The organism is Halomonas koreensis, assembly GCF_031451675.1.
Lineage (GTDB): Bacteria > Pseudomonadota > Gammaproteobacteria > Pseudomonadales > Halomonadaceae > Halomonas > Halomonas koreensis.
This window is the reverse complement of the sequence record NZ_JARWAK010000011.1, coordinates 64442-84254: the sequence shown is the minus strand read 5'-3', so window position 1 is coordinate 84254 and position 19813 is coordinate 64442. Positions and strand designations below refer to the sequence as shown.

Here is a 19813-nt window from a genome sequence, read left to right as displayed (position 1 = left end):
ATGGCCTGACGAGCGGGGCCTGTGAAGAAGGGGAACGCCGATGAACGATGCTCGCCTGGACGAACCCCGCCGCCTCGACGTGGTGGTCGTTCGTCATGGCCTGACGACCTGGAACCGGGAACGCCGCTACCAGGGCCATCGCGATATTCCGCTGCTGCTGCCGGACGCCGAGCCGGACCTGGACCGGCTGCGCGAGGCGCTGGCCGACGTCGCCTTCGATGCCGTCCACTGCAGCGACCTGACGCGTTGCCGTCAGACCCTGGCCCATGTGCTGGAAGGCAGGGAGCGCGCCGCGCCGCGCTTCGATGCCCGGCTGCGCGAGCTGGCCTTCGGCGACTACGAAGGGCAGACTTGGGCCGCGCTGAAGGACGATCCCGGCTATCGGGCCTGGGTCGACAGCCAGGGCCGCCTGCCCACGCCGGGCGGCGAGTCCGCCGACGACCTCTGGGCACGGCTCTCGGCCTGGCTCGAGGAGGTGATGACCGAGGCGCGCGAGGCGGGCCACCGCCGCGTGCTGGCGGTCAGCCACGGCGGGGCGATCCGCGAGCTGCGCCGGCGCCTGGAGGCGGCGGACTTCTGGGACGGCGTGGTCGGCCAGGCCCAGGGGCGGCGCTTCACGTTCACACTCGAGGAGGACGGCTGGTCATGCAGCTCTTCATCGGCGGTGCCTGCGCGGGAAAGCGCGACCTGGTAGCCGCGCGCTTCCCCGGTGCCGCCTGGTATCGGGTCGACGAGGCCGGGCTCGAGGGCCGCGAGCATGATCTTCGCCCGGGGGCGGCGCTGGTGCTGACCGGTTGGACGGGCTGGCTGGAAAGGGCGCTCGCCGAAGAGCCCGACGACGATCGGTTGCGCGGGCGGCTGGACGCGGCCCTCGAGGCGCTGGTCGGGGCGGAGGCGGCGTGCGACGGCGAGGTGGTGCTGATCCTGCCCGAGATCGGCCGCGGCATCGTGCCGATGGAGGCGGCGGACCGGCGCCTGCGCGACCTGGCCGGCTGGCTGGCCCAGGACGTCGCCGCTCGCGCCGAGGCGGTCTGGTACGTGCGCCACGGTCTGGCCCGCTGCCTGCGTCAGGTCAACCCGAGAGGGGATGCGCGTTGACGCCCCCGATCCCGGTTGCTAGCTTACGCGCACTCTCAGGTGCCGGCGGAGCCCACGCCGCCGGTTAAACGGGAAGTCGGTGACGCTGTCCAGCCAGCCCGACGCTGCCCCCGCAACGGTGATCGAGTCAAGGGCCGCCACTACCTTCGACGGTATGCCACTGTGCCGACACGGCACGGGAAGGCGGTGGTCCCGAGGCGCCAGCCCGCGCCTCGCTCGTCAGCCCGGAGACCGGCCTGTGAGCGCATGCCAGGACGCGGCGGGCGATCCGAGGGCAGGGCGCCGCGCCGATGTCCCGTCCGTTCCGCGTCCCGGCCTTTCGAGGGTTCATCGCCGCACGGGTGAGTGCGGCCCCGGGATAACGATCATGACAACACCTTTCTCTCGCCGCTGGGCGCTGGCCTCGCTCTGCCTGGGCCTGGCCCCCCTGGCCATCGCCGACGATACCGAGGACGGCGCCGACACCACCGAGCCACGCCTCAACCCCCTGGTGGTGACCGCCGCCCTGGCGCCGCGGACCGCCGACGAGAGCCTTGCCTCGGTCACCGTGATCGACGAGGCCGACCTGCGCCGCCAGGATCCGGTGAGCCTGCCGGACCTGCTCCGCGGCCAGCCCGGCGTGGATGTCCAGACCAACGGCAGCTTCGGCAAGACCAGCAGCGTCTATATCCGTGGCACCGGCAACGACCAGAGCCTGCTGATGATCGACGGCATCCGGCTGCGCTCCGCGACCACCGGCGGCCCGGCCTGGCAGTATCTGGATCCGCGCATGTTCCAGCGCGCCGAGATCGTGCGCGGCCCCCGGGGCAGCCTCTACGGCGCCGGGGCCGTGGGCGGCGTGGTGCAGCTGTTCACCCCGGAAGGCGAGGGCGAGCCTACGCCGCGCATCTCGCTGGGGGGCGGCAGCTTCGATACCCGGCGCGCCAGCGCCTCGCTCTCCGGCGGCGAGGGCGGCACCCGCTACCACCTCGCCGCCAGCCACCTCGACACCGACGGCACGCCGGTGCGCGAGGACGGCGAGGACAAGGGCTTCGACAACACCACCGGCCTGGTGCGCCTCTCGCACACCTTCGCCGGCGGCGCCGAACTCGGTCTGCTGGGCCTGCGGGCGCGGGGCAACACCGAATACGATGGTGGCGACATGGACTTCGTGCAGCAGGTCGCCGGGATTTATGGCGTAGTGCCGCTGACCGAGGCCTGGTCCAGCCGACTGACGCTGAGCGAGGCGCGCGACGAGGTGGACGATCACCAGGATGCCTCGTCCTGGAGTGCGGCGAGCACCTCGGTCATCGAGACGCGGACGCGCACGGCGCGCTGGGACAACACCCTGGCCTTCGGGGCCCACGAGCTGGTGGTCGGTGCCGAGCATGTCGAGGACCGGGTCTCGGGCACCAGCGGCCATGCGGTGGACAGCCGCCACAACAGCGCCGCCTTCGCCCAGGGGCTGCTCGACTTCGCTCCCGTCACCCTCCAGGCCAGCCTGCGCCATGACGACAACGAGGCCTACGGCGAGGAAACCACCGGCAGCGTCGCGCTGGGCTATGACCTGGACGCCCGCCATACCCTGCGGGCCAGCTACGGTACCGCCTTCAAGGCGCCCAGCTTCAACGACCTCTACTGGCCCGGCAGCGGCAACCCCGATCTCGATCCCGAATCCTCCCAGACCCTCGAGCTCGGCGTGCGCGGCCAGTATCGTACCTGGTACTGGGACCTGGCCGCCTACCAGACGGAACTGGAGGACATGATCGCCTGGGCGCCGACAGGCAGCGGCCTCTGGACGCCCCAGAACGTCGACGAGGCTCGCATCCGTGGCGTCGAGCTGGCCACCGGCGTCGAGCTCGACGACTGGACCCTGGCAGGAGCGTTGACCTATCTCGACCCGGAGAATCGCGAGTCCGGCAAGGACCTGCGGCGCCGGGCGACCCAAAGCCTGCGCCTGGATATCGATCGCGAACTGGGCGACTGGTCCCTGGGCGGTTCCTGGATCGTCCAGAACCATCGCTACGACGATGCGGACAACCAGGATCGCCTCGGTGGCTTCGGCCTGCTCAACCTGCGCGCCGGCTGGGCCTTCGCCCCCGGCTGGTCGACCCGCCTGACCCTGGAAAATGCCCTGGACAAGGACTACGAGACCGCCAGGGATTACGTCAACGCCGGTCGCGCGGCCTTCCTCAGCGTCCAGTTCGGCGGATGATGCGCCTGCGGCGTCTCTCCCTGGCGGTGGTCCTGGCCCTCGCGGGTCTCGGCCCGGGGGCGGCTCTCGGCGAGGTCTGCGCCCGGGACGACGCCGGCCGCGAGCTCTGCCTCCCGGCGCCGGCCGCGCGCATCGCCGCGCTCTCGCCGGGGGCCACCGAGCTCACCTATGCGGCGGGCGCCGGCGAGCGGGTCGTGGCGGTGGTCGACTACAGCGACTATCCCCCCGAGGCCCGGCAGGTGCCCTCGGTGGGCAGCCACACCCGGCTCGACCTGGAACGCCTGCTGGCGTTGCGGCCCGAGCTGGTGGTGGGCTGGATCACCGGCAACCCGCCGGAGCAGCTGGCCACCCTGGAGGACATGGGGCTGCCGGTGTTCTACATCGAGCCGCGCAGTTTCGAGGGCGTGGCCAGCGCCATCGAGCGGCTGGCGCGGCTGGCCGGGACCGAGGCGGCCGGCGACCGCGAGGCGGCGCGCTTCCGCGAGGGCATGGCGGCGCTGGCCGAGCGCTACGCCGGGGTCGAGCCGGTGCCGGTCTTCTATCAGGTGTGGGACGAGCCGCTGATGACCGTCAACGACGAGCACCTGATCGGCAAGGTGCTGACCCTGTGCGGCGGCACCAACGTCTTCGGCGAGCTGGACCGGCTGGTGCCGCGCCTCGACGAGGAGGCGGTGCTCGCCGCCGACCCCGAGGCGATCCTCGCCGGCGGCATGGGCGAGGAGAACCGCGACTGGCTGACCCATTGGGAGCGCTATCCCGAGCTCACCGCGGTGGCCCGGGACAACCTCTTCTTCGTGCCGCCTTCGCTGATCCAGCGGCCCACGCCGCGGATGCTGGAAGGCAGCCGGCTGTTCTGCGAGAAGCTCGAGCAGGCACGCGAGCGGCGGGGAGGCTAGGGCATGACGGACGCCTGGCTTCGTTCCCTCGGCGGGCTGGCCCTGGCAGCCCTGGCGGCCCTGGGGCTGTCCCTGGCGCTGGGCAGCGTGGCCCTCGCCCCGGAGCAGATCCTGGCCGTCCTGGGCGGCCAGGGGGAGGCGCTGTCGCGCACCCTGGTGATGGAGCTGCGCCTGCCCCGGGCGCTGGCCGCCTTCGCGGTGGGCGGGCTGCTGGCGCTGGCCGGGGCGCTGATGCAGGTACTGCTGCGCAACCCCCTCGCCGACCCCTACGTGCTGGGGCTGTCCGGCGGCGCCTCGGTGGGGGCCTTGGGGGCCATGCTGGCCGGCCTCGGGGGGATGCTGGTCTCCGGCAGCGCCTTCGCCGGGGCCCTGGTGTCCACGCTGCTGGTGTTCGGCCTGGCCCATGGCCGCGGCGGCTGGACGCCGGCTCGGCTGCTGCTCACCGGCGTGGTCGTGGCCGCCGGCTGGGGGGCGGTGGTGACCCTGATGCTGGTGGTGAGCCCCGCCGAGCGGCTGCCCGGCATGCTCTACTGGCTGATGGGCGACCTCGCCTATGCGGGCTCGCCCTGGCCGCCGCTGGCGCTGCTGCTGGCGGCCTGCCTGCTGGCGCTGCCCCTGGGGCGCAGCCTCAACGTCCTGGCGCGGGGGCCGCTGCAGGCCGCGGCGCTGGGCGTGGCGGTGCGTCGCCTGGAGTGGGCCCTCTACCTGGTCGCCAGCCTGATGACCGCGGTGGCGGTGACCGCCGCCGGCAGCATCGGCTTCGTCGGCCTGGTGGTCCCGCACATGCTGCGCCTGACCCTGGGCAACGATCAGCGCCTGCTGCTGCCCGCCTGCGCCCTGGCGGGGGGCACCCTGCTGCTGCTGGCGGACACCCTGGCGCGCACGGTGATCGCCCCGGAACAGTTGCCGGTGGGCGTGATCACCGCGCTGCTCGGGGTGCCCACCTTCCTCTACCTGCTGTATCGGGGGCAGGGATGAGGCCCGGGCCGGCGTCCGCCTGCCTGGAGGCCCGGGACCTGGTGATCGAGGTCCCCGGGCGCCCCGACGGCCGAGCCCTCGACCTGCGCCTGGCGGCGGGCCAGCGCTGGGGGGTGCTGGGTCCCAACGGCGTCGGCAAGACCACCCTGCTGCACACCCTGGCGGGACTGCGCGCGCCGCGCCGCGGCGAGGTGCGCCTCGACGGCCGGCCGCTGGCGAGCCTGCGCCGGCGCGAGGCGGCGCGACGCCTCGGGCTGGTGTTCCAGGAGCGTCACGACGACTTTCCGGCCACGGTGCGCGAGACCGCGCTGATCGGCCGCCACCCCTACCTCTCGCCCTGGCGGCTCGAGGGCGTGGAGGACCTGCGCCTGGCCGAGGCCGCCCTGGCCCGGCTCGACATCGCCCACCTGGCCGAGCGGCGGGTCGACACCCTGTCCGGCGGCGAGCGCCAGCGCCTGGCCATCGCCACGGTGCTGACCCAGGCGCCGGCGATCTGGCTCGCCGACGAGCCCACCAACCATCTCGACCTGCACCACCAGGCGGCGGTCATGGAGCTGCTGGCCGAGCAGGCCGGCGCCGGCCATGCCGTGCTGATGTGCCTGCACGACCTCAACCTGGCCGCCCGCTGGTGCGACCACCTGCTGCTGCTGTATCCGGACGGCGAGGCCTGCTGGGGCCCGGCGGAGGTCATGCTGGTGCCCGAGGCGCTGGAACGCCTCTACGGCCAGCGACTCGCCACCGCCCGGATCGACGGCGCCCCCGTCTTCGTACCCGCGAGGTGACATGAGCGATTCTTCCACGGTTCGCGGCACCGCCCACGCCGCCCTGATCACCGCCCCCGGCTCCGGCCAGGGCAAGTCCATGGTCACCGCCGCCCTGGCGCGGCTGCACCGCAATGCCGGGCGCCGGGTGCGGGTCTTCAAGCATGGCCCCGACTACCTGGACCCGATGCTCCAGGAGGTGGCCTCCGGGGCGCCGGTCTACCAGCTGCATCCCTGGATGACCGGCGAGGCCGAATGCCGCTGGCGGCTGGCCGAGGCCGCCGGCGAGGCCGACCTGGTACTGGTGGAGGGCTCCATGGGGCTGTTCGACGGCAGCCCCTCCAGCGCCGACCTGGCGATCCTGGCCGGCCTGCCGGCGCTGCCGGTGATCGATGCCGCCGGCATGGCCCAGACCTTCGGCGCCGTGGCCCGGGGGCTGGCCGACTTCCACCCCGACCTGGCCATCCACGAGGTGATCGCCAACCGGGTGGGCAGTCCCGGCCATGGCCGCCTGCTCGACGACAGCATGCCGGACGGCCTGTCGCTGCTGGGTGCCATTCCGCGCCATGCGGCGATGGCCATCCCCGATCGTCACCTGGGGCTGGTGCAGGCCACCGAGCTCGAGGGCCTGGACGCCCAGCTGGATGCCGCCGCCGCGGTGCTGGCGGAGGCCGGCCTCGACCGCCTGCCCGCCCGGGTCAGCCTCGAGGCCGCGCGTCCCGCGCCGCCGCTCCGGCGGCTGGCCGGCCGGCGCATCGCCGTGGCCCGTGACGCCGCCTTCGCCTTCCTCTATCGCGGCAACCTGGCGCTGCTCGAGGCCATGGGGGCCGAACTGGCGTTCTTCTCGCCCCTCGCCGATGCCGCCCTGCCCGAGTGCGACGCCCTCTGGCTGCCCGGCGGCTATCCGGAGCTGCATGCCGCCCGCCTCGCCGACAACGTCGCCATGCGCGAGGCGATCCGCGCCCATCACGCCGCCGGCAAGCCGATCCTGGCCGAGTGTGGCGGACTGATGGCCTGCATGGAGTGCCTGGCGGACGGCGAGGGCGACCGCCACGCCATGCTCGGTCTGCTGCCCGGCGAGGCCCGCATGGCCGGACGGCTCCAGGGCATCGGCCTGCAGGTCCTGGCGACCGATCGGGGCGAGCTGCGTGGCCATACCTTCCATCATTCACGGCTCGACACGCCTGCCGCGCCCTGGGCCCATGCCCGTCGCCAGTCGGGCAGCGAGGCCGAGGCCATCTTCCGGCAGGGGAGCCTGGTGGCCAGTTACTTCCACGGCTACTTCCCCTCCGCCCCCGAGCTGGTCGCCGCGCTGTTCCGCGGCGAGCCCCTGACGCCCACCCCTTCCGCAGGAGACCCGGATGAGACACGTTGATCCCGAGCGCCATGCCGCACGCATGGCGGCCAAGCAGAAGATCATGAACGAGCGGATCGAAGCCGCCGACAAGGAGCAGGGCCTGCTGCTGGTGCTCACCGGCCCCGGCAAGGGCAAGAGCAGTTCCGGCTTCGGCATGGCCGCCCGGGCGCTGGGCCACGGCATGAAGGTCGGCGTGGTGCAGTTCATCAAGGGCGCCTTCAGCACCGGCGAGGACGCCTTCTTCCGCCGGCTGCCCGGCGTGGACTACCGCGTGATGGGTGAGGGCTACACCTGGGACACCCAGGACCGGGAGCGCGACATCCGCGCCGCCGAGGCCGCCTGGGCCGAGGCCCGGCGCATGCTCGGCGATCCCGACTATGCCCTGGTGCTGCTCGACGAGCTCAATATCGCCCTGCGCCACGGCTACCTGGACCTGGATCGGGTGCTCGACGACCTCCAGGCGCGCCCGGCCATGCAGCACGTGGTGGTCACCGGCCGCCATGCCCCGGAGGCGCTGATCGAGCTGGCCGACACCGTGACCGAGATGAAGGTGGTCAAGCATGCCTTTAAAGACCAAGGGGTAAAGGCGCAGAAGGGAATAGAACTGTAGCAGCCTCGGCTCTGAAGTTACCGGATGAGCGCCGGGGGCAAGACGGCGCGAGGGGCCTACGCCAGGGGTGAGGAGCATTGCTTCGAACGGGCTGGCCATGGATGGCCAGCACCGGCCCTGCAAGCGAAGCAGGATGCGAGAGCGCCGCAGGGCGTCGGTAGCGCCCAGAGAGGGGGGCACAGCGCCCTCGTGCGGGGCTGGTCCACCAGCGGCTTGGCGCCGGGTAAGCTCATCATCCCGTGAGGCTAGCGCCATCCCACCATCACGACTTCCAGGAGACCGCCGCATGGCAGACTCGACCGGGCGACCCGACCACGCCTTCCCCGAGGCGCAGCGCGAGGGCCTCTACCGGGCCATCTTCGAGCGTCGCGACGTGCGCGCCCAGTTTCGCCCGGACCCGATCCCGCCCGAGGTGCTGGCGCGCCTGCTCCAGGCCGCCCACCACGCGCCCTCGGTGGGCTTCATGCAGCCCTGGGACTTCCTGCTGATCGACGACCGCGCGGTACGCGAGCGCGTCCACGCCATCTTCGAGCGCGAGAACGCGAAGGCGGCCGAGGCCCATACCGGTGAGCGCGGCGCGCTGTATCGCCGCCTCAAGCTGGAGGGCATCCTCGAGAGTCCGCTCAACCTGTGCATCACCTGCGATCGCCGCCGAGGCGGTGAGCATGTCCTGGGCCGCCAAAGCATCCTCGAGACGGACCTGTTCAGCACCTGCCTGGCGGTGCAGAACCTGTGGCTGGCGGCCCGCGCCGAGGGCATCGGTGTGGGCTGGGTCAGCATCCTCGATCAGGGGGACCTGGCCGAGGTGTTGGGCCTGCCGGCGCACGTCTACCCGCTCGCCTACCTGTGCCTGGGCTACGTCGACGACTTCCTCGACCGGCCGGAGCTGGCCCGGGCCGGCTGGCGCCAGCGCCTGCCGCTGGCCGAGCGGGTGCACGGCAACGGCTGGGGCGAGGCGGCCGACGCCTCGGCGCTGTTCGAGGCGCTCGCGGCCCTGGAGGCGCGCCGATGAGGACCCTGATGATCCAGGGCACCACCTCGGATGCCGGCAAGAGCACGGTGGTGGCGGGGCTGTGCCGGCTGCTGGCGCGGCGCGGCGTGTCGGTGGCGCCCTTCAAGCCCCAGAACATGGCGCTGAACAGCGCCGTGACCCCGCAGGGCGGCGAGATCGGCCGCTCCACGGCCCTTCAGGCGGCGGCCTGCGGCCTCGCCCCCCACGCCGACATGAACCCGGTGCTGCTCAAGCCCGAGACCGACCGCGGCGCCCAGGTGATCCTCGATGGCCGGGTCCACGGGCACATGGACGCGCTGGATTACCACGCCTTCAAGCGCCAGGCCCGCGAGACCGTGCTGGCGGCCTGGGCGCGGCTGTCGTCGCGCCACGAGCTCATCATCGCCGAGGGGGCGGGGAGTCCCGCCGAGATCAACCTGCGGGCCAACGACATCGCCAACATGGGCTTCGCCGAGGCCGTCGACTGCCCGGTGTGGCTGGTCGCCGACATCGACCGCGGCGGCGTCTTCGCCCAGCTGGTGGGCACCCTCGCGCTGCTGAGCGAGTCCGAGCGCGCACGCACCACGGGGCTTGTGATCAATCGCTTCCGCGGCGATCTCGCCCTGCTCGAGCCGGGCCTCGGCTGGCTCGCCGACCACACCGGCAAGCCGGTACACGGCGTATTGCCGCATCTCAGCGGCCTGCTGCTGGACGCCGAGGACGGCCTGGGCCTCGCCGAGAGCGCCGCCGAGGCGCCGGGGCTGCGCGTGGTGGTGCCGGCGCTGCCGCGGATCAGCAACCATACCGATCTGGACGCCCTGCGCCTGCATCCGCGGGTCGCGCTGACGCTGGTCGGGCCGGGCGAGGCCATGCCGGCCGCCGACGTCATCCTGCTGCCCGGCAGCAAGGCGACGGCCAGCGATCTGGCCTGGCTGCGCCGCCAGGGCTGGGAGGCGGCGATCTATCGCCACCTGCGCTACGGCGGTCGGGTGCTCGGCATCTGCGGCGGCTTCCAGATGCTCGGCGAGGCCATCGACGACCCGGACGGCCTGGAGGGTGAGGCCGGCAGCGTGCCGGGCCTGGGGCTGCTGGCCATGCGCACCCGGATGGTGGCCGGCAAGCGGCTGCGCAACGTGCGCGGCACACTCCTGGATACCTCGTCCGGCGAAGGCGTGGCGGTCAGCGGCTACGAGATCCACAACGGGATCTCCGAGGGGCCGGCGCTGGCCCGGCCGTTGCTCGACCTCGAGGGCCGGCCGGACGGGGCGGTGAGCGAGGACGGCCAGGTGATGGGCACCTACCTGCACGGCCTGTTCGACGAGGCGCCGGCGGCGGCCGCGTTGCTGGCCAAGTTGGGGCTGGAGGGCGAAGAGGAATCCGCCGTGAACCTGGCCGCCCATCGCGAGCGGCAGCTCGATCGACTGGCCGATGCCCTGGAAGCCTGCCTGGATCCCGCCGTCCTGGCGGCGCTGGGCGCCCGCTGAAGCGGTTGTCTCATGAGGGCCGAACGAGCGGGCCAGGAAGCGCTTCGCCGCGGTGTTCATGGGGCAGTCGCTTGTGACGACGGGCCCAGGGCTTGTCCGCGCTGGCCATCATCAATTTTCGACAGCGCGACGCGTCGCGCATCGACCCGGGCGTCAGGAAGCAAAGGATCACCCCGAAAGCGGCTCGGCTATCGGGCATCGGCGCCGGGATGCCCGTGGGCAGGTTGCCGATGCCGGATAGGCGGTCTCCAGCCGCCCGATCCGGCATCGTCAATCCAGCGGCGGTCGGTCTAGGAACCGATCGAGCCTTGCGCTGGGTCATCGCGTCCGCTGGAAGTTCTCAGCGGCCGTTTCCAGCACCTCCAGGGCGACGTCGGCGCCCTCGTAGCCCAGGCTTTCCATGCCGCCGTCCGGGCCTTTGTAATTGGCGAACCACAGGTCGATGATCTGACTCACGCCGGGGAACTCGCGATCCAGTTGCTCGAGCGTCTCCAGGTGTGAAAGAGGCGAGTCCTGTGCCAGTACCGCAATGAGCTTGTCGTCCTGCTCGCCGTCGTCCAGCATCTTGAGAACGCCGATGACGCGTACATCCACCACCTCTCCGCGTGGGGCGGCTTGGCCGAGCACGATGACATCCAGAGGGTCCCCGTCACCGCCCAGCTCTTCCGGCAGCGCGGTACCGGGAATGGCGCCGTAATTGCCGGGATAGCCCAGGTAGTTCACGACGCGCGGCTCACCGTCTTCGTATTCCCAGTAAACCGCCTTCGGATCGTCCTTGCTCACTTCCCATTTGGCAGACGTTCCAGCCGGAATTTCGATGATGGCATTGGCATGTCCGTCGGCGTCGTACGCATCCATTGCCATCAGATCGCGATCGCCCACGATGGTGTAGGCATCCTGTTGGGTCATGTCGGCGGTGAAGGGCGTCGTCTCCGCAAAGGCGAGGTTGCCCTGCGAATCGGCCTGCGCATTGGCCGAGAAGAGGGATAGGCAGGTAATGCCAGCCAGCATGAAAGAGTGTCGCATCACGTATCTCCCGCGTAACGGTGCTTGTCGTGGAGTTGCCGTTTTATCAGGGAGACATGACAAGAGGGTGATGACGCCGGTAAGCGTTCTCGCCCGTTTTCAGGCCCTCGACGCGCGGTTTGGCCGCCGAGCGAGACTCAGCGAAAGCGCGTGGGATCGTCGCTGATCACCGCATCCACCCCCCAGGCCCAGCGAGGCGCGAAGGCGTCCGGGTCGTTGACCGTGTAGCACACCAGGGCGTAGCCGGCGGCCTTGACGGCTCGGGCTCGCGGCGCACTCAGGCGCCGCCAGTCGGTATGCACGCTGAAGGCCGCGAGCTCGCGGCAGCGGGCCTCCCAATCGTCGGGCAGGCGCTTGTGCAGGATGCCGAGGGCCAGGCGGTCGGGGCCGGCCAGCGCCCGGCTTCGGGTCAGTGCCCGGACATCGAAGGACGACAGCAGGCAGCGGTCGGCGGGCAGGGCGGCCAGCAGCGCCGGCACCACCGCCTCGGCCAGGGCCTCGGGATCGTGGCCGCGATTGACCTTGAGCTCGAGGTTCACCCCCATGCCTCGCTCGGCGAGCAGCGCGAGCATCTCCTCGAGGGTCGCCATCGGTGCGCCGGCGAAGGCCGGAGCGAACCAGCGGCCCGCATCCAGTTGCCGGGCCGCGGCGAGGTCGAGCGCGGCCAGCCGGCCGCGGCCGTCGGAGCAGCGCTTCAGGTCCCGGTCGTGCCAGATCACCGGGGTGCCGTCGCCCAGCAGCTGGACGTCGAGCTCCACCCAGCCGAGCCCGGCCTCGTGGGCCGCCCTGACCGCGGCCAGGGTGTTTTCCGGGGCCCGGGCGGACAGGCCGCGGTGGGCGATCAGGCGGGGCAGCGACGGGACGACGGGCATGGCGGACTCCGGGTCGGGGCGCGTCCAGCATAACCGGGCTCGCGGTGGGCTGTCCGCCCCGGACGCGCCCGCGCGAGTGTGCTAGGCTGCGCGATTTCGTTCCCGGCCCGCCGCGGGCGGGCATCAGCCGTGAAGGGAGAGCTGACACCCATGAGAGTCGTCCACATCAAGAACCCGGAGCAGCGCGAAGCCTGCCTGGCCCGGCTGTGCGCCGAGGCCTACGGTCAGGAGGCGGGACTCGCTCCCCTGGCCACCTTCGCCGGCGTGCTGGGCGTGCTGTTCGAACAGGAGGCGGCTCGGCTGCTGGCGCTGGTCGACGACGAGTCGCGCCCCCTGGCCCTGGCCTTGCTGGCGCTGGACGAGGCGGGGCAGGGCATGACCGTGATGCAGCTGGCGGACCTGTCCCGGGAGGCCGTCGCCGCGCCGGGGCTGCGCCTGGTCGGCGAGCTGGCCCTGCGGGCGCCGCTGCGGGTCGATGCCGCGAGCGCCGACGAGGAAGCCCGTTTCCGCGAGGCCGGCATCGACCGCTGGTTCAGCGGCCGGGACGGCGTGCGGATCGGCCTGTCGAAGCGGCATCCGGCGACCGGCGTCCAGGACCTGCCGCGGACCCTGACGCTGGACGAGCGCAGCATCGTCCAGTCCTTCAAGCGGGATCGGGCGGCCTTCGAGGACTACAAGCAGCGCTTCGTGCGCGGCCTGGAGCGCTTCCCGGCCACCCTGTGAGGCGGGGGGCGCGTCAGCTGTCGGCGTCGCCCACGCGGAAGGTACCGTTCATGGCCGCATAGTGGCCGGGGAAGGAGCAGAAGAAGGTCAGCTCGCGACCGGCCAGGCCCTGGGTCTCGAAGGTGACGCTGGTGCGCTCGCCGCCGCCGACGATCTCGGTGGCGGCGAGGACGCGGTCGTCGTCCGCCGGCAGGTAGTCGTTGTCGAGGCCGGCGTTCATGCCGGCCTGAGCCAGCGCCTCGTAGTCCGCGGTCGCGGCCAGCACCCAGTTGTGGCCCATGACGTTGGCCTGCATCTGGCCGGTATGCTCGAGGGTCAGGGTGACCCGCTCGCAGCTGGCCGGCACGCTCAGGGCCTCCGCGCTGAACTGCATCCGGTCGTTGCCCTCGAGGGTCAGGCGACAGGCATCGTCCTCGGCCATAGCGGGCGAGGCGGCGAGGCCGGCGGCCAGGGCGGCGGGAATCAGCATCCAGAGGGATCTCATGGCGGCATCCTATGTCGTCATTTTAGTGGCTTTATTGTATACATTTGTCATTCTTGGTCGCCCCGGCCGGGCTGTCAAGCCGTCCGGCCGCGCCGACGCGTGCCTTGACCCGGCGAGGCGAGGGCGCTTGACTGGTGCCTCCTTCTTCCGCGGCACAAGGAATTTCCGATGGTCAAGCGCATCCAGTTCGCCCGTACCGGCGGGCCCGAGGTCCTGGAGCTCGTCGATGTCGCCACCACCGACCCCGCCCCCGGCGAGGTACGGGTCCGCAACCGGGCGGTGGGCCTGAACTTCATCGATATCTACTTCCGCACCGGCCTCTACCCGGCGCCGGGCCTGCCGTCCGGCCTGGGCACCGAGGGTGCGGGGGTCGTGGAGGCCCTGGGCGAGGGCGTCTCCCACCTGGCGGTGGGCGATCGCGTCGCCTACGCCCAGGGCCCGCTGGGCGCCTACGCCGAGTGCCATGTCCTGCCGGCGGACAAGGTGGTCCGCCTGCCCGAGGCCATCGACACCGAGACCGCGGCGGCGGCGATGCTCAAGGGCCTGACGGTCCAGTACCTGCTGCGCCAGACCTATCCGCTGCAGGGCGGCGAGATCATCCTCTGGCACGCCGCCGCCGGCGGGGTCGGGTCCATCGCCTGCCAGTGGGCTCGGGCGCTGGGCGTGCGGGTGATCGGTACCGTGAGCTCCCCTGAGAAGGCGGCCCGCGCCGAGCGCAACGGCGCCTGGGCGACCATCGACTACACCCGGGAGGACGTGGTCGAGCGGGTGCGCGAGCTGACCGGCGGCGCCATGTGCGACGTGGTCTACGACTCGGTGGGCAAGGATACCTGGGAGACCTCGCTGGACTGCCTGAAGAAGCGCGGCCTGATGGTCAGCTTCGGCAATGCCTCGGGCCCCGTGGAGGGCGTGAACCTGGGCATCCTCAACCAGAAGGGGTCGCTGTTCGTGACCCGGCCGAGCCTCAACGGCTACGCCGACACCCGGGAGCGGCTGGAGGCCATGGCCGCCGACCTCTTCGCCGTGCTGGAGCGCGGCGACGTGAGCGTCGACATCGCCCAGCGCTACCCGCTCGCCGAGGCGGACGAGGCCCAGGAGGCCCTGGCCGGGCGCCGCACCACCGGCTCGACCATCCTGATTCCCTAGCAAGACAGAGGTGAGGAGAAAGGAGTAAGGCGTGAGGGGAGGCGGGCTCACGCCTTATATTCTGGTCGCCCCTCGCCCCTCGCCCCTCGCCCCTCGCCCCTCGCCCCTCGCCCCTCGCCCCTCGCCCCTCGCCCCTCACTCCTGATCGACGTAGGCGCCCATGTTGCGCATCAGCGACTCGAAGCGGGCCACGTTGTCGACCAGGTCGTCCGGGCCGAAGGCCACGCATTCGGCGAGGATCGCCTCGATCAGGGTGATCGCCGAGAGGATCGACGGGAAGAAGTGGGGCGTGGCGTTGGCCACGGTGAAGGTGATGTCGGCGCCGGGCACCAGCGGCGAGCGCATGGTATCGGTGATGACGATGGGCGAGACCCCGGCGGCCCGGGCGATCTCCAGGGCGCGCATGGTCTCGGCGCAGTAGGGCTCGAAGCCGAACAGCACCACCAGGTCCCGCTCGCCGAAGGGCGCCAGCTCGGTGAGCAGCCCGCCCTCCAGGCCACGCACCAGCTGGATGTTGGGCATGGCGATGCGCCCCACGTAGGCGAAGTGGTAGGCGCAGGCGAAGGTGTCCCGGAAGCCGACCACCGCCACCTTATCGGCCGCCAGGATGCGCCGGGCGGCCTCGCGCACCCGGGCCTGGTTGTCGGCGGTGAACAGCCGGCCGATGTTGTCGAAGGCGGCATCGCCGACGTCCAGAAACACCTGGTCGTCGGTCTGGCTGGCCAGGCTGCGCAGCTGGCTGGCGCGACCGGAGAGCTCCACGGGGCCGGCCTGGACGGCGGCCTGGAAGATCTCCCGGAACTGCTCGTAGCTCTCGAAGCCCAGCCGCTTGGCCAGGCGCATCAGCGTCGAGGGCGTGACCTCGGCCGCGGCGGCGGTCTTGCGGATCGACTGCAGGGCGATCTCCACGGAGTGCTCCAGCACGTAGCCGGCGGCCACCTTGAGCTGGGGGCTCAGCTCCGGGTAGATCTCGGCCAGCTGCTGATTCACCGCATCCAGCCCCGCGGGGGGCGCCGGGGACGCCAGACGGCGTCGGGACTCCTGATCCTGCACGCGGTTTCCTCCACGGTCGTCGTTGTCGGGCGAATGCCGGAGCATTGTACCCGATGGGGCGGCAGGCGTATGACACGATCGTGTCTCATTGAGAGTCAAGGGGAAACGATCGTGTTGACGGGCGCCGTCGAGCCCCCGTAGGATGCGATCCAACACGAACGTGTCGCCGCCGGATCAAGGCGACACGGATGTTGCGATTCGATCCCTGTCCAGCGAGCGCCCCATGCACCATTCCGTCAGCCCCTCCACGAGCCATGCGACCCTGATCGTCGAGCGTCACGGCCCGATCCTGGAGATCCGCTTCAATCGTCCCCACCGCCTCAACGCCGTCGTGGAGGCCCTGTACACCGAACTTCTCCAGGCCCTGGCCGCCGCCGAGGCCGATCCCGAGATCCGGGCGGTGGTCCTGACCGGCGAGGGGCGAGCCTTCTGCGTGGGCGCCGACATGAAGGAGCACGGCGCGGCCCAGCGCACCCTCTTCCAGCGTCGCCAGTACCTGCGGCTGGGCAACGATGTCTGCGAGGCGATCCAGCGCTCGCCGCTGCCGGTGATCGCCGCGGTCAATGGCTATGCCCTGGGGGCCGGCGCCGAGATGGCGGTGGCCTGTGATTTCCTGCTGATGGCCGAGGAGGCCCGGATCGGCTTCCCCGAGACCAGCATCGGCACCAGCGTGGGGGGCGGCGTCTCCAAGCTGCTGCCGCAGCTCGTGGGCCTGGCCCGGGCCCGTCGTCTGCTCTATACCGGCAGGCGCATCGACGGCGCCGAGGCGGCGCGGATCGGCCTGGCCGGCGACTGCCTGCCCGTGGAGCGCCTGCGCGACGAGGCCCTGGCCCTGGCCGGCGAGCTGGCCGGCCAGGCGCCGGTGTCGCTGGCCATGCTCAAGCGGCTGGTCAACCAGGGCGTGCACACCGACCTGGAGAGCCAGCTGCAACAGGAGCTGGACGCCGTCTTCACCTGTTCCACCACCGCCGACTGGCAGGAAGGCGTCGATGCCTTCGCCGAGAAGCGTGCCCCGGTGTTTCGCGGGCAGTGAGCCCGCGACCCGCTTCCCCTTCGCCATCGCTCAGGACGCCTCCATGAATCCCGTTGCCGGACACCTGGCCACCCGCAGCCCCCTGCACGACATCCTGGCGCCCCGCGGCATCGCCGTGATCGGCGCCTCCACGGACCCCACCAAGCGCGGCTACAAGGCCATGGTGGGGCTGATCAAGGACGGTTTCCGGGGGAACATCTACCCCGTGAACCCCGGGGCCGACATGATCCTCGGCGTGCGCGCCTGGCCCAGCGTGGCCGACCTGCCGGGCACGCCCGAGCTGGCGCTGATCTGCACGCCCGCGCCCAGCGTGCCCGGGCTGATTCGCGAGTGCGGGCGCCGCGGCATCCAGGGCGCGGTGATCCTGGCCAGCGGCTTCGCCGAGATGGATGCCGCCGGGGCCTCCCTGCAGGACGAGATGATGGCGGCCGCCCGGGCCCACGGGGTGCGCCTGATCGGCCCCAACACCTCGGGGGTCTTCAACCTGCATCATCGCCTCAACCTGCTGGCGCTGGACAACGTCAAGCCCGGCGACGTGGGGATCGTTTCCCAGTCGGGCAACATGTTGCTGTCGCTGGCCCTGGAGGCCCAGCACAACGGCCAGGTGGGCTTCTCCACCTATGTCGGTCCCGGCAACCAGACCGACCTGGGGTTCAACGACTACCTGCGCTACCTGGGCGAGGACCGCCACACCCGGGTCGCCACCCTCTACGTCGAGGGCTTCCGCGACGGCCGCAAGTTCCTCGAGGTCGCCCGCGAGGTCGCCGCCATGAAGCCGGTGGTGGTCTACAAGTCGGGGTCCACCGCGCAGGGGCAGCGCTCCGCCAGTTCCCACACCGGGGCGCTGGCGGGCAGCTACGCGATGACCGTGGACCTGCTCCGGCAGTCCGGGGTCAGCGTGGTGCAGCACTCCGACGAGATCCTGCCGGTGGCCGAGGGCCTGGGCCTGCTGCAGAAGGCCGACGGCAGGCGCGTGGCGGTGATCGCCGACGGCGGCGGTCAGGCCACCATCGCCGCCGACCGGCTGGCGGAGGCCGGCCTGAGCCTCGCCACCCTGTCCGAGGTCACCCGGGCCCGGCTGCGAGAGGCGCTGCTGCCGCAGGCCTCCACGGCCAACCCGGTGGACGTGGCGGGCTCCACCGACGCCCACCCGTCGCTGCTGGCCACCTGCATGGAGATCGTCGCCGCCGACCCGGGCGTCGACAGCGTCTTCCTGGTGGGCATGTTCGGCGGCTACAGCACCCGCTTCGCCGAGTCGCTGCTGGGCGACGAGATGCGCGGCGCCGAGGCCATGGTGGACCTGGCCAATGCCACCCACAAGCCGCTGGTGATCTACAGCCTCTATGCGCCCATCAAGCCGCCGGCGCTGCGTCGCCTGCACGAGGCCGGGCTGCCGGTCTATGCCTCGATCGAGCACGCCGTGCGGGTCCTGGCGGCCCTCGGCGAGCGCGGCGACTACCTGGCCCGGGCCCATGGCCAGGCCCGTGAGGCGGCGTTCGCGCCCCTGCCGGCCCGGGCGGCCGACATCGCCCGGGCCCGGGCCGAGGGCCGCGACCTGCTCGAGGTCGAGGCCCGCCAGCTGCTGCGCGATCACGGCGTGGCGGTGCCCGAGGAGCGCCTGGTGCGCGATGCCGACGAGCTCGCCGAGGTCGCGTCGGCCTTCGGCGAGACGCCGCTGGCCATGAAGGTGGTGTCCCGGGACATCCTCCACAAGTCGGATGCCGGCGGCGTGCGCCTCGACCTGGTCGGCGAGCCCGCGCTGCGCGCGGCCCGGGCGGAGATCCTGGCGGCCTGCCGCGACCATGCCCCCGGCGCCGACATCGAGGGCGTGCTGGTCACCCCCATGGCGAGGAAGGGCGTGGAGGTGATCGTCGGGGTGATCCGCGATCCCATCTTCGGCCCGGTGCTGATGTTCGGCCTGGGCGGCATCTTCGTCGAGATCCTCGAGGACGTGGCCTTCCGCGCCATTCCTTTGTCGCGTCACGACGCCCGGGCGATGGTCGACCAGGTCCGGGCGCGGCGCATCCTCGAGGGCGCCCGCGGCGCCCCGGGGGTGGACCAGGCGGCCCTGGTGGAGCTGCTGCTGTCGGTGTCGCGCCTGGTCGAGGCCTATCCGGGCCTCGAGGCGCTGGACCTCAACCCGGTGATCGCCCGCGACGACGGCTATTCGGTGGTCGATGCCCGGGTTATCGTCGAGCGCGACCCCCACCACAAGGAGACGACCGCATGACGGATGCCCAGCCACGCCTGACCGACTCCCGCCTCGACCTGGAGGCAGGGGTGGCGACCCTGACCCTGGACCGCCACGACGTGCGCAATGCCCTGACCGGCACGGCGCTGGTCGACGACCTGCTCGCCACCTGCGACTGGGTCAACCGCTGCGAGGCGGTGTCGGTGCTGGTGATCACCGGCGCCGGCAGCGCCTTCAGCGCCGGGGGCAACATCAAGGACATGGCCCGGCGGGAGGGCGATTTCGCCGGCGACGCGGCCGAGGTGGCCGACCGCTACCGGCGGGGCATCCAGCGCATGCCGTTGGCCCTCCAGGGCGTCGAGGTGCCGGTGATCGCCGCGGTCAACGGACCGGCCATCGGCGCCGGCTTCGACCTGGCCAACATGGCCGACATCCGCCTGGCCTCGCGCAAGGCGAGGTTCGGCGAGACCTTCCTCAACCTGGGCATCATCCCGGGGGATGGCGGGGCCTGGTTCCTGCCGCGGCTGGTGGGCCACCAGCGGGCCTGCGAGCTGGCCTTCACCGGCCGGGTGGTCGACGCCGAGGAGGCTCGTGAGCTGGGCATCGTCCTGGAGGTGGTCGAGCCCGAGGCGCTTGCCGACCGGGCTGGCGAGCTCGCCGCGCGCATCGCCGCCCAGCCGCCCAGGGCCACGCGCCTCACCAAGCGGCTGATGAAGATGGGCAGCCGCATGGAGCTGCCCGACTTCCTCGACCTCTGCGCGGTCTTCCAGGGCATGAGCCACAATGAGCCCGAGCACCTGGAGGCCGTCCAGGCCATGCTGGAGAAGATGGCCAGGAAGTGAGCGCCGCCTGAACTCCCGTGCCCCGGCGCCTGGCGGACGCCGGGGCAGACGGATACGGAAGAACTGGATTTTCC

Annotated in this window: 19 protein-coding genes and 1 riboswitch; of the genes, 15 read left to right on the top strand and 4 right to left on the bottom strand. The window is 71.8% G+C overall.

Going from position 1 to position 19813, the window contains the following annotated elements; genetic code table 11:
* Positions 1-40: 40 nt before the first annotated feature.
* The 10 genes from QC818_RS12995 to QC818_RS12950 all read left to right on the top strand — a co-directional run bounded on the left by QC818_RS12995 (position 41) and on the right by QC818_RS12950 (position 10369).
* Positions 41-694, top strand: coding sequence for a histidine phosphatase family protein (locus QC818_RS12995; protein ID WP_309653292.1), 654 nt, complete (start codon positions 41-43; stop codon positions 692-694).
* On the top strand, positions 646-1098 hold the full coding sequence (locus QC818_RS12990) for a bifunctional adenosylcobinamide kinase/adenosylcobinamide-phosphate guanylyltransferase (RefSeq protein WP_309653291.1): 453 nt from the start codon (positions 646-648) through the stop codon (positions 1096-1098). Before QC818_RS12995 ends, QC818_RS12990 begins: the two co-directional genes overlap by 49 nt.
* A 20-nt stretch (positions 1099-1118) precedes the next feature.
* Positions 1119-1352: riboswitch (cobalamin riboswitch) on the top strand.
* Positions 1353-1465: 113 nt separating this feature from the next.
* Positions 1466-3292: a TonB-dependent receptor domain-containing protein gene (locus tag QC818_RS12985; RefSeq protein ID WP_309653290.1), complete on the top strand. Its 1827-nt coding sequence runs from the start codon at positions 1466-1468 to the stop codon at positions 3290-3292.
* A complete protein-coding gene (locus tag QC818_RS12980) occupies positions 3292-4188 on the top strand; it encodes a cobalamin-binding protein (RefSeq protein WP_309653376.1) in 897 nt (298 codons plus the stop codon). The genes QC818_RS12985 and QC818_RS12980 overlap by 1 nt, the downstream gene beginning before the upstream one ends.
* A gap of 3 nt (positions 4189-4191) precedes the next feature.
* On the top strand, positions 4192-5166 hold the full coding sequence (locus tag QC818_RS12975; RefSeq protein ID WP_309653289.1) for a FecCD family ABC transporter permease: 975 nt from the start codon (positions 4192-4194) through the stop codon (positions 5164-5166).
* Complete coding sequence (locus tag QC818_RS12970; protein WP_309653288.1) at positions 5163-5948, top strand: ABC transporter ATP-binding protein; 786 nt, start codon at positions 5163-5165, stop codon at positions 5946-5948. Before QC818_RS12975 ends, QC818_RS12970 begins: the two co-directional genes overlap by 4 nt.
* 1 nt (position 5949) lies before the next feature.
* Positions 5950-7302: a cobyrinate a,c-diamide synthase gene (locus QC818_RS12965; RefSeq protein WP_309653287.1), complete on the top strand. Its 1353-nt coding sequence runs from the start codon at positions 5950-5952 to the stop codon at positions 7300-7302.
* Positions 7289-7894, top strand: coding sequence for a cob(I)yrinic acid a,c-diamide adenosyltransferase (gene cobO / locus QC818_RS12960; RefSeq protein ID WP_309653286.1), 606 nt, complete (start codon positions 7289-7291; stop codon positions 7892-7894). The genes QC818_RS12965 and cobO overlap by 14 nt, the downstream gene beginning before the upstream one ends.
* Before the next feature lie 286 nt (positions 7895-8180).
* Positions 8181-8906, top strand: coding sequence for a 5,6-dimethylbenzimidazole synthase (bluB, locus tag QC818_RS12955; protein ID WP_309653285.1), 726 nt, complete (start codon positions 8181-8183; stop codon positions 8904-8906).
* A complete protein-coding gene (locus QC818_RS12950; protein WP_309653284.1) occupies positions 8903-10369 on the top strand; it encodes a cobyric acid synthase in 1467 nt (488 codons plus the stop codon). Before bluB ends, QC818_RS12950 begins: the two co-directional genes overlap by 4 nt.
* A 318-nt stretch (positions 10370-10687) precedes the next feature.
* On the opposite strand, the gene QC818_RS12945 is transcribed toward QC818_RS12950, so the two are convergent.
* Entirely contained in the window at positions 10688-11395 is a 708-nt protein-coding gene (locus QC818_RS12945; protein WP_309653283.1) for an inorganic diphosphatase, read from the bottom strand.
* Between the two features lie 137 nt (positions 11396-11532).
* Positions 11533-12267: a glycerophosphodiester phosphodiesterase family protein gene (locus QC818_RS12940; RefSeq protein WP_309653282.1), complete on the bottom strand. Its 735-nt coding sequence runs from the start codon at positions 12265-12267 to the stop codon at positions 11533-11535.
* Between the two features lie 150 nt (positions 12268-12417).
* On the opposite strand from QC818_RS12940, the gene QC818_RS12935 reads away from it, so the two are divergent.
* Positions 12418-12990: a hypothetical protein gene (locus QC818_RS12935; RefSeq protein WP_309653281.1), complete on the top strand. Its 573-nt coding sequence runs from the start codon at positions 12418-12420 to the stop codon at positions 12988-12990.
* 13 nt (positions 12991-13003) lie between these two features.
* On the opposite strand, the gene azu is transcribed toward QC818_RS12935, so the two are convergent.
* On the bottom strand, positions 13004-13474 hold the full coding sequence (gene azu, locus QC818_RS12930; protein WP_309653280.1) for an azurin: 471 nt from the start codon (positions 13472-13474) through the stop codon (positions 13004-13006).
* Between the two features lie 168 nt (positions 13475-13642).
* Between azu and QC818_RS12925 the strand changes: the two genes are divergently transcribed.
* A complete protein-coding gene (locus tag QC818_RS12925) occupies positions 13643-14620 on the top strand; it encodes an NADPH:quinone reductase (RefSeq protein WP_309653279.1) in 978 nt (325 codons plus the stop codon).
* Positions 14621-14755: 135 nt separating this feature from the next.
* Here QC818_RS12925 and QC818_RS12920 read toward each other — a convergent pair whose 3' ends face one another.
* Positions 14756-15673: a MurR/RpiR family transcriptional regulator gene (locus QC818_RS12920; protein WP_309653278.1), complete on the bottom strand. Its 918-nt coding sequence runs from the start codon at positions 15671-15673 to the stop codon at positions 14756-14758.
* A 223-nt stretch (positions 15674-15896) separates the two neighbouring features.
* Between QC818_RS12920 and QC818_RS12915 the strand changes: the two genes are divergently transcribed.
* From QC818_RS12915 to QC818_RS12905, 3 genes are read left to right on the top strand one after another with little or no spacing between them, the layout of a single operon-like run.
* Entirely contained in the window at positions 15897-16706 is an 810-nt protein-coding gene (locus QC818_RS12915) for an enoyl-CoA hydratase/isomerase family protein (protein WP_309653277.1), read from the top strand.
* Between the two features lie 43 nt (positions 16707-16749).
* On the top strand, positions 16750-18936 hold the full coding sequence (locus QC818_RS12910; protein ID WP_309653276.1) for an acetate--CoA ligase family protein: 2187 nt from the start codon (positions 16750-16752) through the stop codon (positions 18934-18936).
* Positions 18933-19739 (top strand): enoyl-CoA hydratase-related protein, encoded by an 807-nt coding sequence (locus QC818_RS12905; RefSeq protein WP_309653275.1) that lies wholly within the window; start codon positions 18933-18935, stop codon positions 19737-19739. Before QC818_RS12910 ends, QC818_RS12905 begins: the two co-directional genes overlap by 4 nt.
* Positions 19740-19813 lie beyond the last annotated feature (74 nt).

What these genes read in the sequence shown, in the direction of transcription:
- azu (WP_309653280.1), bottom strand. Translation starts at nt 13,474, where the DNA reads ATGAGATCCCTCTGGATGCTGATTCCCGCCGCCCTGGCCGCCGGCCTC.
- QC818_RS12925 (WP_309653279.1), top strand. Translation starts at nt 13,643, where the DNA reads ATGGTCAAGCGCATCCAGTTCGCCCGTACCGGCGGGCCCGAGGTCCTG.
- QC818_RS12970 (WP_309653288.1), top strand. Translation starts at nt 5,163, where the DNA reads ATGAGGCCCGGGCCGGCGTCCGCCTGCCTGGAGGCCCGGGACCTGGTG.
- bluB (WP_309653285.1), top strand. Translation starts at nt 8,181, where the DNA reads ATGGCAGACTCGACCGGGCGACCCGACCACGCCTTCCCCGAGGCGCAG.
- QC818_RS12910 (WP_309653276.1), top strand. Translation starts at nt 16,750, where the DNA reads ATGAATCCCGTTGCCGGACACCTGGCCACCCGCAGCCCCCTGCACGAC.
- QC818_RS12985 (WP_309653290.1), top strand. Translation starts at nt 1,466, where the DNA reads ATGACAACACCTTTCTCTCGCCGCTGGGCGCTGGCCTCGCTCTGCCTG.
- QC818_RS12995 (WP_309653292.1), top strand. Translation starts at nt 41, where the DNA reads ATGAACGATGCTCGCCTGGACGAACCCCGCCGCCTCGACGTGGTGGTC.
- QC818_RS12990 (WP_309653291.1), top strand. Translation starts at nt 646, where the DNA reads ATGCAGCTCTTCATCGGCGGTGCCTGCGCGGGAAAGCGCGACCTGGTA.
- QC818_RS12980 (WP_309653376.1), top strand. Translation starts at nt 3,292, where the DNA reads ATGCGCCTGCGGCGTCTCTCCCTGGCGGTGGTCCTGGCCCTCGCGGGT.
- QC818_RS12915 (WP_309653277.1), top strand. Translation starts at nt 15,897, where the DNA reads ATGCACCATTCCGTCAGCCCCTCCACGAGCCATGCGACCCTGATCGTC.
- QC818_RS12965 (WP_309653287.1), top strand. Translation starts at nt 5,950, where the DNA reads ATGAGCGATTCTTCCACGGTTCGCGGCACCGCCCACGCCGCCCTGATC.
- cobO (WP_309653286.1), top strand. Translation starts at nt 7,289, where the DNA reads ATGAGACACGTTGATCCCGAGCGCCATGCCGCACGCATGGCGGCCAAG.
- QC818_RS12950 (WP_309653284.1), top strand. Translation starts at nt 8,903, where the DNA reads ATGAGGACCCTGATGATCCAGGGCACCACCTCGGATGCCGGCAAGAGC.
- QC818_RS12940 (WP_309653282.1), bottom strand. Translation starts at nt 12,267, where the DNA reads ATGCCCGTCGTCCCGTCGCTGCCCCGCCTGATCGCCCACCGCGGCCTG.
- QC818_RS12945 (WP_309653283.1), bottom strand. Translation starts at nt 11,395, where the DNA reads ATGCGACACTCTTTCATGCTGGCTGGCATTACCTGCCTATCCCTCTTC.
- QC818_RS12975 (WP_309653289.1), top strand. Translation starts at nt 4,192, where the DNA reads ATGACGGACGCCTGGCTTCGTTCCCTCGGCGGGCTGGCCCTGGCAGCC.
- QC818_RS12935 (WP_309653281.1), top strand. Translation starts at nt 12,418, where the DNA reads ATGAGAGTCGTCCACATCAAGAACCCGGAGCAGCGCGAAGCCTGCCTG.
- QC818_RS12905 (WP_309653275.1), top strand. Translation starts at nt 18,933, where the DNA reads ATGACGGATGCCCAGCCACGCCTGACCGACTCCCGCCTCGACCTGGAG.